We start from the raw sequence: 13,108 nt of genomic DNA, 5'->3' as shown, positions 1-13,108 counted from the left end.
TCTAAACCCATCTCCCTTTTATCTGTTAAAAAGTAAACGCATTAACCAAAAATATTATGCCAACAATATTAATAAAAGATGCCACCATTATTAATGAGGGCAGTCAAATTCAAGGAAGTGTTTTTATTGAGAATGACCACATTAAACACATCATTACCAAAGGAGAACTGCCTGCAGCCGACCAGGTAATTGATGCCAAAGGACTGCTCTTATTGCCTGGAGCCATCGATGACCAGGTGCATTTTCGTGAACCCGGACTAACCCACAAAGCTACCATAGAGAGTGAATCGCGAGCGGCCGTAGCCGGTGGTATCACTTCATTTATGGAAATGCCCAACACCAATCCTCAGGCCACTACACATGCCATACTTGAGGATAAGTACAAGCTGGCGGCACAGTGTTCAGCTGCCAACTACTCCTTTTATCTGGGTGCTACGAATGATAACATAGACGAACTGTTAAAAACAGACCCTAAGAAAATATGTGGCGTCAAAGTGTTTATGGGATCATCAACCGGTAACATGCTGGTGGATGATGAAGCCATATTGGGACGTATTTTTGCCGAAAGTCCAACGCTCATCGCTACGCATTGCGAAGACGAAGCCACCATACGCGAAAACACCACCATCTATAAGAATAAGTTTGGTGAGGACATGCCCTTTAAATACCATCCGGTTATCCGCTCAGCTGATGCTTGTTATAAATCATCGAAAAAGGCAGCTGAGTTGGCACGCCGCCATGGAGCACGCCTACACATACTGCACCTAAGCTCAGCCGATGAGCTGGCGCTGCTGGATCAGGACATGCCCCTTCAGGATAAGAAGATAACCGGTGAAGTCTGTGTGCATCACCTGTGGTTCACCGATGCCGACTACGATCAATATGGCGCTCGCATCAAGTGGAACCCTGCTGTGAAGTCGGAACGCGACCGAAAGGCTCTGCGTGATGGACTGACAAATAACCAGCTTGATGTGGTAGCCACCGACCACGCACCCCACACCATCGAAGAGAAAAACAACAAGTATTTCAGTGCTCCCTCGGGTGGACCCCTTGTGCAGCATGCACTGGTAGCCATGCTGGAAATGGTAAAACAAGGCCTATTCTCCTACGAAATGGTGGTTGAGAAAATGTGCCACAACCCAGCCATACTATTTGATATTGACAAGCGTGGCTTTCTCCGCGAAGGTTATAAGGCCGACCTGGTACTGGTTGCCCCCAACGACAGCTGGGAGGTGAAGCCGGAGAACATACTCTATAAATGCGGGTGGTCACCCTTTGAGGGAACAAGCTTCTCGCACAAAGTAGTGTACACACTGGTGAATGGTCAAACGGCCTTCTCTAAAGGTGAAGTAAATAAGGATGTGAAAGGCGAACGCCTGCTCTTCAATCGATAAACCTCTTGAATACATTAATAACTCATGATAAATACAAAATACCTGAAGCATAGTGCCACACTGGCACTGTGCTTTTTTGTAGCCCTGGCATCCTGCCGTCAGAATCCTACAAATAGCACGTCGAGCATCGCCGAAACCACCGGCACCAGCATTGCCGATACCATTATTTATCCGGTACTAATAAAGAATGCCAACCCCAATGATAGCTGGACCGAGCATTGCCTAAGTCGCCTGGAAAGAGAGAAATTCACCGATCAGCTTTTTGAGGCTGTGTATAGCGAGAAAGCAACAGCCTACAGCTACAATACTCACGAACCACTAACTTTGACTGAAGTTAGAAACATAGAGCAGCAGGCCGAATTTACCCGCGACAAGGTAGCCAAACTGCAATTTTGGGAAACCTGGCGCTTCGATGAGCAAAGCCTACGCATGACAAAAAAAGTGCATGCCATACTACTGGCCTACGAGATATTCACCGAAGAGGGTGAGCTAAGAGGCTACAAAGCGGCTTTCTATGTGAAGCTGCCCCATTAAAAATTCCAGGGTGAGCCCTTCAAAACATAGCGCGCTGTTTTACGGCTCACCTGCGAATCCACTAACTCTTTGTCTTTTAAGATCACCTCAATGGCTGCATCACTATAGTGGCGAATAGTCACCAGCTCCATATCCTCGTTATAGCGCACATCAAAATGAGTCTGTAAGGCATCAATAGCCTGCTGTACACGTGGTGAGTCATCTACACACACCGAAAAGTTCAAGGCGGAGGTCTGCATCATATTAAGGCGCACCCGATGCTTCGAGAACACCTGAAATATATCACTGAGACTCTCCTCCATAATAAATGAGAAATCTTTGGGTGACATGGAAATGAGTACCTGATTGGCTTTCAAGACAAAGATGGGCTGTAAATCACCGGGCTGCTCACTGCTCTGGATGATCGTGCCGGATTCTTCCGGATTTACAAAGGACTTTACATACAAAGGTATTTGCTTGTTTTGCAGAGGTTTGAGTGTTTTGGGATGGATCACCTGCGCGCCGTAATAGCTTAGCTCAATGGCCTCCCAGTACGAGAGCTCATCAATCTTTTGAGCATGCGGATACCAGCGAGGATCAGCGTTGAGTACTCCCGGCACATCTTTCCATATCACCAAACGATCGGCCGTCAGGGCATGGGCAATAATAGCCCCCGTATAATCCGATCCTTCACGCCCCAGGGTAGTCATCAGGTTGGTTTTGGTTGAACCAATAAAACCCTGTGTTACAAATAGGCGATGTTGATCCTGTTCAACAGCTTCATTTAATAACGCTGTACTCAGCGGCCAGTCCACATTGGCACTGCGATACACTTCATCGGTACGAATGAGTTTACGCACATCAAGCCAAACATTTTCAAGTCCAATACTGGCAAGATAATGACTAATAATGGTTGTACTCATCAATTCACCGTAGGGTACAATCTGATCATATTCAAAATCATAATCCAGAGAGGGTTCAGTCGCCAGCTTATCCGCCAGCTGTTGTAATAAAGCGGCAATACAATCATTGTCCGGGCCAAACAAATCCTCAATAATCTGTTCATGATAACTTTTCACCATTGCCAATCGATCATCAAGCAGCATTCTATCGCCCTTCATATAGGCCGCCACAACATCTTCCATGGCATTGGTTGTTTTACCCATGGCCGATACCACCACAACCAGGCGTTTATTATAAGTCTGCACAATATGCGCCAGATTCCTAACTCCCTGAGCATCTTTAACCGATGCCCCACCAAACTTAAATACTCTCATGCCCTAAATTTACATCTTCACTTTGTTTCGCAAAACCACTTTGAAGAAAAATATACTTTCAATTTATAAGCATTTCCTTTCACATCACAACACTTGAGCCTTATCATTGTTATCAATCAAAGCTTTAGCGTATCTTTCAAAATATAATCAAATCCCATTATCCATGACTAAATTTGAGGTTACTACCCTAAATGAATTTATCCTGAAAAGCCAGATGGAACTGGACTACAAGGCCGATGGCGGTTTTTCGCATATGCTGCATCACCTGGGCACAGCGGCACGCATCGTTAACCGCGAAGTGAATAAAGCCGGCCTGGTTGACATACTTGGTGAGGCCAACAACACCAATGTACAAGGCGAAGATCAGAAGAAGCTGGACGTTATTGCCAATGAGTATTTTATTGATGCCATGCATAGCTGCGGCGAAATATGCGCCATTGCCTCGGAAGAGAACGAGAGCTTTATATTTTTTGATGATGAAATTGCTCAAAATGCCAAGTATGTGTTTATGATGGACCCACTTGATGGCTCGTCGAATATTGACGTGAATGTATCCATTGGCACCATCTTTTCCATCTATAAACGTAAGACTCCGGAAGGATCACGTGCCACTATGGATGACTTTCTGCAAAAAGGAACAGAGCAGGTGGCCGCCGGTTATATTCTTTACGGCAGTTCTACCATGCTGGTATATACCACGGGCAACGGCGTCAACGGCTTTACGCTGGATCCTTCCATTGGCGAGTTCTGCCTCTCGCACCAAATGATCAACACTCCGGAAGACGGCACCATCTACTCCATCAACGAGGGCAACTATAAGAAATTTCCCAAAGGCGTTAAGAAATACATTAAATATTGTCAGGAGCGCGATAAAGAAACCCACCGCCCCTACTCCTCACGCTACATCGGGTCGCTGGTATCCGACTTTCATCGCAACCTGCTAAAGGGCGGCATCTTTATCTATCCCGAATTTGAGAACGCCCCCGCGGGAAAGCTGCGTCTCTTATACGAGTGCAATCCCATCGCCTTTTTGGCGGAGCAGGCCGGCGGCATGGCCACCAATGGCGATCAGCGCATCATGGAGATAAAGCCCTCATCACTGCATCAGCGCACACCCTTTTATACAGGTTCAAAAAACATGGTGGGCAAGATTGAAAATTTCCTTAAAAAGTACGGCAAAGACAGTTAGCACTCAAACATTAAATAACCCCATGAACAAGCCTCTAAAGCCATCTCACTTTAGAGGCTTGTTTACTTTATGTCTTCTGGTCGTTTTTTAAGCCTCGTATTTTTCAATTACTTTTGCAAAAAAATAGCAACCCGTGGAGATTAATCAGATACGCGACTTATATACCAACGATGAACGCATTGATCAGCTTAAACAAGCCATCAAGCAAGCAAATAGCAGAATCACCCTTAAAGGGATAAGTGGCAGCTATAAAGCCGTAATCATGGCGACCCTGGCTAACGAGGGACCCCATCTGGTGGTACTTAACGATCGTGAGGAAGCCGCCTATCTGTATAACGACATCGCCCAGCTACTGAATCCCAGGGCTGTATGCTTCTTGCCATCGTCTTACAAACGATCGCCCGAGTACGGTCAGAAAGACCCTCAAAACGTATTGCTGCGAACTGAAGCACTGAGCCAGCTACACAGTCCGGCCAGCCAGCTTTTTGTCATCACCTACCCTGAAGCACTGGTGGAGAAAGTAATCTCAGCTGCGTCGCTCGACGAAAACCGCCTGCTTGTAAACAAGGGCGATCAGCTTGACATCTCCTTTATCACCGATGTACTTAGCGAATATCATTTTGAGCGTGTGGATTTTGTGTTTGAACCCGGACAATATGCGGTGCGTGGTAGTATTGTCGATGTTTATTCTTTCTCAGATGAAGACCCCTATCGCATCGATTTTTTTGGCGATGAAGTGGACAGTATCCGCAAATTCAACCTGGAAAACCAGCTGTCGAAAGAGCAGCTGAACCAGGTCACCATTGTGCCCAACCTCACCGAAAACCAAAATAACGAAACACTAACACCCCTGTCAGACTATCTACCTGCCAATGCACATGTTTGGATCGAAAGCCTCGACTTTATCAGTGAGCGCATGGCTGCCATCATCGACAAAATCAAAAGCCATACTTTTGAAATACCTGAAGAGGATGATGAAGACACGCAATACAGCTTTCTGAGTCCGCAGGCACTATGCTCATTTGAAGATTTCTACAAGGGATGTCTCAACCATCCCCTGATCAGCCTCAGCACCGCGGACAAAAGCACCCAAACGATCAGCTTCAACACCGCACCACAACCCGTCTTTCACAAAAACTTCGAGATACTGGAGGCCAATCTGAAAGAAAAACAAGCCGAAGAGTACGAGTGCTTCATCCTGTCGGATAACCCCCGTCAGTTTGAGCGCCTGAAAGCCATCTTCCACGATCGGGGCATCAGGCTGCAGTATGGCGAAATCAATCACAGCCTGCACGAGGGCTTTATCGACCACGACAACAAACGCTGCTTTTATACCGACCACCAGATATTTGAGCGCTACCATAAATTCTCGCTGCGCACCGAAAAAGCCAAAGCAGCACAGCAAGCCATCTCCCTGAAAGAATTAAGCCGCCTTAATCCCGGCGACTATGTGGTGCACATCGACCACGGCGTAGGACGTTTTGGTGGCCTGGTAACCCAAACGGTGAATGACAAGCCACAGGAAGCCATCCGCCTGGTCTACCGCGACAACGATGTACTGCTGGTGAATATTCATTCACTACACCGCATCAGCAAATTTAAGGGCAAAGAGGGCACCCCGCCCAAAATCAACAAACTGGGCACGGCCGCCTGGCAAAAACTAAAAGATAAAACCAAGAAAAAAGTAAAAGACATTGCCCGCGAACTCATCGCCCTGTATGCCAAACGCAAGGCGGAGCCCGGCTTTACCTTTTCACCCGATACCTACCTGCAAACCGAACTGGAAGCTTCTTTCTTTTTTGAGGACACTCCGGATCAGACCAAAGCCACCGTGGCCGTCAAGGAAGACATGGAAAAAGCCACCCCTATGGATCGCCTGGTATGCGGCGATGTGGGCTTTGGAAAGACAGAAATTGCCATACGCGCTGCCTTTAAGGCCATTGCCGACAACAAGCAGGTGGCCGTATTGGTACCCACCACCATATTGGCGCTCCAACATTACCAAACCTTCCGTGAGCGCCTTAAGGACTTTCCTGCCAATGTTGAATACGTCAGTCGCCTGCGTAAACCGAAGAGTATTAAAGAAGCACTTAAAAAAACGAAAGAAGGACAGGTGGATATTCTTATTGGCACCCACCGCCTTACGGGGAAAGATGTGGAGTTTAAAAACCTGGGGCTATTAATTATTGATGAGGAGCAGCGCTTTGGGGTGGCCATCAAGGAGAAACTGAAACAGCTAAAGGTAAATGTTGATACCCTCACGCTGACCGCTACGCCTATACCGCGCACCCTGCAATTCTCACTGATGGGAGCACGCGACCTGTCGATTTTAAATACGGCACCTCCCAACCGTCACCCCATTATTACCGAGCTGCACGCCATGAATGAGGAAATCATTAAAGAGGCTATTCTTTATGAAGTAGAACGCGGCGGCCAGGTTTTCTTTATTAACAACCGTGTGCAAAACATACTGGAGGTTGAAGCCATGGTTAACCGCATCCTGCCCGAAATAAAAACCATTGTGGCGCACGGGCAGATGGAAGGCCCCAAGCTGGAAAAGATTATGCTGGACTTTATTGAAGGCGAGTACGACGTGCTGATTGCCACCACCATCATCGAATCGGGTCTTGACATACCCAATGCCAACACCATTATTATCAACAATGCGCATAACTTTGGCTTGAGCGAACTACACCAGCTGCGCGGACGCGTTGGGCGCTCCAACAAAAAAGCCTTTTGTTACCTGATGGCACCGCCATTATCGACACTCACCCAAGAAGCGAGACGACGCCTCAAGATTGTGGAAGAATTTTCGGATCTGGGCAGTGGCTTTAACATTGCCATGCAAGATTTGGATATACGAGGTGCCGGCGACGTGCTGGGTGGCGAACAAAGCGGTTTCATTTCCGATATTGGCTACGAAACTTATCAGCGTATCCTTAATGAAGCGCTCCTCGAGCTGCGCGAGACAGAGTACAAGGATACTTTTGCCGATGACGAAAAGAATGATACCCCCAAGGTGTTTGTCAGCGACTGCCTGATTGAGACCGATACAGAACTACGCCTGCCCGATAGCTACATTGAGAATGTGGCGGAACGCATGCACCTGTATCGCGAACTGGACAATATGGAGGAAGAAGACGAGCTGCTTCGCTTCGAAAACAACCTGATCGACCGCTTTGGCCCCATCCCCGACGCCGGACAACGCCTCTTCGAGCTTGTTCGCATACGCCGCATGGCTAAACATCTGGGCATCGAAAAAATCATCTTCAAAAACAAACTACTGTATTTCTACTTCGTTTCCAATCAAGAGTCGCCTTACTACCAATCATCGATATTTAGCGGCATACTCATGTGGATACAGCATAACAGCAAAAAAGCACGCATGAAAGAGGGCAAGGAAAAATTATATCTGATGGTACGTGATATCGCATCTATTAAGGAGGTTAAAAACATGGTAACAGAAATGTACACAAGTATCACTGAAGAAGCAAAGTAAAGAACTGCCCAAGGCATGTTATCCAATGGTTTCGCTGTTTTCACCTACCTGAGGCATAAACATAATTTCGTAAACCCTGCCAGCGGCATCATGAATAACATGCTGTGCAAAAACAGTTTGCCCAAGCCCGTTCTTGAAAATAACATTGGTACCGATGGATTCGAACAACTCCCTCAACTGCTGAAGCCGCTGCCCTTCGAGTGCCAGGCCCTCGAATAACGGATGTGGCGCAACAGCCTTTATCAGACCACTTGCGTCGGTAATAAAATAAGGATGGGCAATGCGCGACATATAGCCCAACAAGCAATCATTACGTTTGCGCGCATAAATGGCCGCAGTGTTATCCACAAGTGTAACCTGCAGAGATTTCTTTTTATTGAAAATAATGGACGAACCCGACACCTGTGCATAAAATGACTGTCCATGCACATCATGCATGGCAATGGACTTACTGCTAAAACCACTGCCATTTTCGTGAAAAGCCTGCAATACTGATTCTACCTCTTCCTTATAAGCAGTATGGACAAAATCGAGATAGGGCATCATCAATACATCCTCCATGTAATGCGTCTTAAACAGATCAAGCGCCAGATTATTAAGATATTGTATGCGACCTTCGTGCAGAATCATCAACGGCAGCGATGCCTCGCTGATAAACTGACGGTAACCCCGTTCTCGCTCCTTCTGCTCCTGATCAACACGGTGCTTATAGTAAGCAAGGTCAATGGCAATGCCCAGCTCTTTTTTATTCACCGGCTTCACCAGATAGGCATACGAATTGGATACTATGGCCCGCTTAATCACCTCACTGCTTGTGTCAGAAGATACATAAATAACGGGTATCTCAAGTTCACGCCGCAACTGCTCAGCCGTTTGAATACCATCCATCTCTCCCTCCAGATGAATGTCCATCAGCACCACATCGGGACGAAGACGATGGCACAGATCAACAGCATCATCGCCATTATCACATTTCCCGATTAGCTCATGCCCCAAATCACGCAAGAACATGCTAATAATCGCTGAAATAAACTTATCATCTTCAACAACAAGAACTTTTCGCATAAAAACAGTTTGGTATTAGCTATATGCCACTTCAGTTTTTTTATCTTTGCAGCTGATTTCAATTAATCAAGTACCGGGGTTTACAACACTTAATATCGTGAATTTAGTTATTGACAGGGGAAATACGCAGACGAAGACAGGAGTTTTTGACCAAGGCAAACTTATCTACTCCGACCATTCAGATTTTCTTGACAAACAATCTATCAGTCAACTAGCCAGTCACTTCACTATCAGACACATCATTGTTTCATCGGTGGTTGAAGAAGAACACACCACATTGCTGAACCAACTATCAGCTTTGAGCGGTTCCATTTTGGTGCTGAATAATACAACACCCCTGCCCTTTGAATGGCATTACAAAACGAAAGAAAGCATGGGTAAGGATAGACTGGCAGCAGTAGCAGGTGCACTTGCCCTATACCCCGATACCAACCTTTTGGTGATAGATGCCGGTACGGCCATTACCTACGAGCTGGTAAGTAACAATATTTTTTTAGGTGGCAATATATCACCGGGTATGGCCATGCGTTTTAAGGCCCTCAACCAGTTCACAAGTCGCTTACCCCACTTAAGTAGTAACGAGGTAACACCTCTGATTGGTAGCGCTACCAATGAGGCTATACAGGCGGGTGTTCAAAACGGTATTACCTTTGAAATGGATGGGCTGATAGCGACACTAACAGAGCAATATGATGACTTAAAAACAATAATAACAGGCGGGGATGCAGAATTTTTTGCAAGGAAATTAAAAAATCCCATCTTTGTAAACCCTAATTTAGTACTTATTGGACTTAACAGAATTCTAGAATACAATGCACAATATATATAAAGTTGTAGTAATTTTCTTACTGGCAGCATGTCTATCAACTGCCGCCTCCGCTCAAAAAAGAACTTATTCACCATATTCCCGATACGATCTGGGTGATTGGCAGGAATCCGGCTTTGGCCGTAACGATGCTATGGGACACACAGGCATTGCCCTTAACAGCCCCTATAACCTTAACAGCATCAACCCCGCCTCCTATTTCAGTATGGATTCCCTATCCTTCTTTTTCGAAGGGGGCTTGACCGGATTCGACCAAAAAATACAATCCGATGAGATGAGTGCCCGCTTCTCCGACATTAACTTTTCGTATTTTGCCATAGGATTTCCGTTGGCTAAATGGGGATTTATGTCTATCGGTATAAAACCGGAGTCAATAGTGGGATATGAATTTTTCGATGACAATTCATCGGCAGACATCGCACCAACCTCGAGTAATTACTCGCGCTCTAACTACATGGGTACGGGAAACACAACAAAGGCCTATGCCGGTTTAGCCATCAGTCCTGTAGAAAACCTGTCGCTGGGAGCCCACTTCTCCTACCTTTTTGGGAGTGTTAAACACTTTTCCATCGCTCAATTTCCCAACGACATATCGGGCCATAAGTTAGCTACATCAGAAAAAATTGCAGTTAAAGATTTGTATATGGACTTTGGGGTACAGTACCGACTGAACCTCAAAGAACGTCATAATTTGGTAATTGGAGCCATCTACAGCCCTCAGTCGGGCATTGGCGGCAAATACAAAAAGCTGGTGGCGCAAGGTACAGCCTTCGACCGTGATGGAACCACCATTCTCAACGCCGACACAATTAGCTACTCAAATCAGAAGTTAAAAAGCGGAACACTGGAACTGCCCGCCAAATATGGATTTGGACTGGCCTATAACATTGACGACCTATTGACAGTGACCGCTGATTACTCCCTGGCAAAATGGAGCGAGTCTGATTTTCCCGGCCTGGATTCCAAGCCTGCTGAAAATAAATTTTCTATTGGCGATGAGCAAAAGATTGCCTTTGGTGTCGAGTTTATACCCAACTACCGAAGTGCAAGTTTTTATCCCAGCCGTGTAAAATATCGCCTGGGTACCTCCTACACAAAGGAGTATCTGGTGGCACCCCTATCAGCCGGTGGTGACAACCTGAAGGACTTTGGCATAACTTTTGGTCTTGGATTACCGTTAAAACGAAGTAAAACATCCTTCAACCTGGGCTTCGAATGGGGTCAACGCGGTAGTACCAACCATGGTTTAGTAAAGGAAAAATACATGCGACTCACCTTGAACCTGACATTACATGAATACTGGTTCATGAAACGAAAATTTGACTAGAACTAATACAATAAAACCAGAATACCATGCCAATGAAAATTGCTACATTACTAATCGCAGGACTTTTATTCACAGGTTCTGTATACGCTCAAAAAGGAGTGGAAGATGGGTCAAAATTTGGCCACGGAGAAGATAGCGTGCGATGCCTGGAAAATCTCTCGCTATATTATGAGTATTACAAACAAAAGAATTACGCGGAAGCATATCCCAAGTGGGAAATTGCCTTTAACGAATGTCCGGCATCCAATAAGAATTTATATTCACACGGAGAGCGTATCGTAGAGTCACTGTACCGCAAGGAGAAAGACGCTGCCAAAAAAGCCGCATACTACGACCTGTTGATGAAGGTATACGATCAGCGCGCCAAATACTTTGGTAATGATAAGCGCTACCCAACGGCCTATATCATGGGTAAAAAAGCCATTACCATGCTACGTTATGGACGCGATGATGCAGCCGTGATTAAAGAAGTACAGCCGCTTTTGAAAAATTCCTACAAAGAGTTGGGGGTTAAGACGCAATATCCTGTTTTGTTAACCTATATGATTAACAGTGCAGCCATGTACAAGCTGGATAATTTGTCAGGCGAAGAGCTGGTAAACATCTATACAAGTGTAACTGAAACACTGAACACTCAGAAAACAGCCTTGCCCAAATACGCAGACAAAATTCAGGAAACCATTGTGAATGTTGAAAAAATATTTGCTCAGAGTGGCGCTGCTAACTGCGAAACACTGGCGGAGATTTTTGGCCCACAACTGGCCGACCACACCGACGACCTGGCTTGGCTAAAGCGTGTTAACCGTCTACTGGCCAAAGGCGACTGTGGAGAATCAGAACTTTTCTATCAATCATCGGAGTACCTGCACAACATTGAGCCTTCAGCATCATCGGCATTTGGCTTATCGCGCATGTACATGAAAACCGGCGATACCGACAAAGCGATTAGCTTTTTAACTGAAGCCATCTCTTTGGAGGAGGACGCTGACAGCAAGGCCAAATACCACAATACATTGGGTCTTATCTACATGTCGAAGAAGCAGTACAGCAAAACGCGTGCTGAAGCTAGTAAAGCGATTGCTCTGCGTGGTAACTGGGGCGATCCTTACATTCTGATTGGAAAAGCTTATGCAGCGAGTGCCCAATCAATCGGATCCAATGAATTTGAACACAAAACTGCTTATTGGGCAGCCGTTGATCAATTTGCCAAGGCAAAAGCCGTTGATGCAGAAAGCCTGGCCGAAGCCAATGAAAACATCGCACTTTACTCACAGTACTTCCCAAATACCGAGGAGATTTTCTTCCAGGGACTTAAGGTGGGTGATTCATACAAAGTAGGTGGATGGATTGGCGTTAACACAACAGTAAGAGCTAAATAACAACGTTTTGATACCAATCGTTAATAATATTACCAAAACAACATGTGCAGCAAGCGGTTTTATACTGCTTGCTGTTTGTTTTTTACTGTCATCCTGCCAGTCCAACAAACCGGAAGAGATTGCAGCCATCACCAACTGGGAAGAGATACCCTCCTTGGTGGTAGAAGAATTAGAAACGATCTTAACCGATTCGGGCAAAGTAAAGATCCGTTTTATCACCCCATCCATGCTTACTTACGACCGCAAAAAAGAGCCTTACCGTGATTTTCCACAGGGCCTGCATTGCATCATGTATCAAAGTAATGGGGAGGTGGATGCCCAAATCAAGTGCCGCAAAGCGATATTCTTTGAGAAAAAGCAACTCTGGGAGCTAACTATTGATGTAGAAGCCATGAACCAAAAAGGCGAAGTTTTAAATACCGAGCAACTTTTCTGGGACATGAAAAGCGAAAAAATATATTCTGAAAAGTTTGTGACCATCACACAGGATAATAGCATTTATACCGGCACCGGATTTGAAGCCGACCAAAACATGGATAATTGGCGGATTAAAAACCTCTCGGGCGATATAGAATTTGATGAAGAATAGCAATTCATAAGTTTTTTCCTATCTTTCTTTTCCAAGCATTCAGCTACGAA

At 45.7% G+C, this 13,108-nt stretch carries 10 protein-coding genes; 8 read left to right on the top strand and 2 right to left on the bottom strand.

All coding sequences use genetic code 11. The features are described 5' to 3' along the window. Window positions 1-56 precede the first annotated feature (56 nt). Window positions 57-1,394, top strand: a complete 1,338-nt coding sequence (locus ACRD7A_RS06425) for a dihydroorotase (RefSeq protein ID WP_430810308.1) — start codon at window positions 57-59, stop codon at window positions 1,392-1,394. Window positions 1,395-1,418: 24 nt separating this feature from the next. After that, window positions 1,419-1,928, top strand: coding sequence for a hypothetical protein (locus tag ACRD7A_RS06420; protein ID WP_430810307.1), 510 nt, complete (start codon window positions 1,419-1,421; stop codon window positions 1,926-1,928). Here the strand turns inward: ACRD7A_RS06420 and ACRD7A_RS06415 are convergent. Continuing rightward, window positions 1,925-3,184, bottom strand: coding sequence for an aspartate kinase (locus tag ACRD7A_RS06415; RefSeq protein ID WP_430810306.1), 1,260 nt, complete (start codon window positions 3,182-3,184; stop codon window positions 1,925-1,927). The two genes, ACRD7A_RS06420 and ACRD7A_RS06415, sit on opposite strands and share 4 nt — an antisense overlap. Window positions 3,185-3,347: 163 nt before the next feature. Here ACRD7A_RS06415 and fbp point away from each other — a divergent pair, with 163 nt between their 5' ends. Together fbp and mfd are read left to right on the top strand one after the other, a co-directional pair. Continuing rightward, on the top strand, window positions 3,348-4,373 hold the full coding sequence (gene fbp, locus ACRD7A_RS06410; protein ID WP_430810305.1) for a class 1 fructose-bisphosphatase: 1,026 nt from the start codon (window positions 3,348-3,350) through the stop codon (window positions 4,371-4,373). 133 nt (window positions 4,374-4,506) lie between these two features. Continuing rightward, the gene (mfd, locus tag ACRD7A_RS06405) at window positions 4,507-7,872 is read left to right on the top strand and encodes a transcription-repair coupling factor (RefSeq protein ID WP_430810304.1); all 3,366 of its coding nucleotides are present in this window, start codon (window positions 4,507-4,509) and stop codon (window positions 7,870-7,872) included. 18 nt (window positions 7,873-7,890) lie between these two features. On the opposite strand, the gene ACRD7A_RS06400 is transcribed toward mfd, so the two are convergent. After that, entirely contained in the window at window positions 7,891-8,937 is a 1,047-nt protein-coding gene (locus tag ACRD7A_RS06400) for a response regulator (RefSeq protein ID WP_430810303.1), read from the bottom strand. A 97-nt stretch (window positions 8,938-9,034) separates the two neighbouring features. Here ACRD7A_RS06400 and ACRD7A_RS06395 point away from each other — a divergent pair, with 97 nt between their 5' ends. The 4 genes from ACRD7A_RS06395 to lptC are packed head-to-tail and all read left to right on the top strand — an operon-like array spanning window position 9,035 to window position 13,058. Then, complete coding sequence (locus tag ACRD7A_RS06395) at window positions 9,035-9,766, top strand: type III pantothenate kinase (RefSeq protein WP_430810302.1); 732 nt, start codon at window positions 9,035-9,037, stop codon at window positions 9,764-9,766. Then, window positions 9,750-11,090, top strand: a complete 1,341-nt coding sequence (gene bamG, locus ACRD7A_RS06390; protein ID WP_430810301.1) for a BamG family beta-barrel-assembly machinery protein — start codon at window positions 9,750-9,752, stop codon at window positions 11,088-11,090. The genes ACRD7A_RS06395 and bamG overlap by 17 nt, the downstream gene beginning before the upstream one ends. A 26-nt stretch (window positions 11,091-11,116) precedes the next feature. After that, the gene (locus ACRD7A_RS06385) at window positions 11,117-12,469 is read left to right on the top strand and encodes a tetratricopeptide repeat protein (RefSeq protein WP_430810300.1); all 1,353 of its coding nucleotides are present in this window, start codon (window positions 11,117-11,119) and stop codon (window positions 12,467-12,469) included. 7 nt (window positions 12,470-12,476) lie between these two features. After that, a complete protein-coding gene (gene lptC / locus ACRD7A_RS06380; RefSeq protein ID WP_430810299.1) occupies window positions 12,477-13,058 on the top strand; it encodes an LPS export ABC transporter periplasmic protein LptC in 582 nt (193 codons plus the stop codon). The last annotated feature ends 50 nt before the right edge of the window (window positions 13,059-13,108 follow it).

This window comes from Carboxylicivirga longa (assembly GCF_050589825.1).
Taxonomy (GTDB): Bacteria; Bacteroidota; Bacteroidia; order Bacteroidales; family Marinilabiliaceae; genus Carboxylicivirga; species Carboxylicivirga longa.
The sequence above is the reverse complement of the archived record's forward strand: the minus strand, read 5'-3'. Positions and strand labels throughout refer to the sequence as shown.

Coding starts and splice junctions, on each gene's coding strand:
- ACRD7A_RS06425 (WP_430810308.1), top strand. CDS start 57: ATGCCAACAATATTAATAAAAGATGCCACCATTATTAATGAGGGCAGT.
- ACRD7A_RS06420 (WP_430810307.1), top strand. CDS start 1,419: ATGATAAATACAAAATACCTGAAGCATAGTGCCACACTGGCACTGTGC.
- ACRD7A_RS06415 (WP_430810306.1), bottom strand. CDS start 3,184: ATGAGAGTATTTAAGTTTGGTGGGGCATCGGTTAAAGATGCTCAGGGA.
- fbp (WP_430810305.1), top strand. CDS start 3,348: ATGACTAAATTTGAGGTTACTACCCTAAATGAATTTATCCTGAAAAGC.
- ACRD7A_RS06400 (WP_430810303.1), bottom strand. CDS start 8,937: ATGCGAAAAGTTCTTGTTGTTGAAGATGATAAGTTTATTTCAGCGATT.
- bamG (WP_430810301.1), top strand. CDS start 9,750: ATGCACAATATATATAAAGTTGTAGTAATTTTCTTACTGGCAGCATGT.
- ACRD7A_RS06385 (WP_430810300.1), top strand. CDS start 11,117: ATGCCAATGAAAATTGCTACATTACTAATCGCAGGACTTTTATTCACA.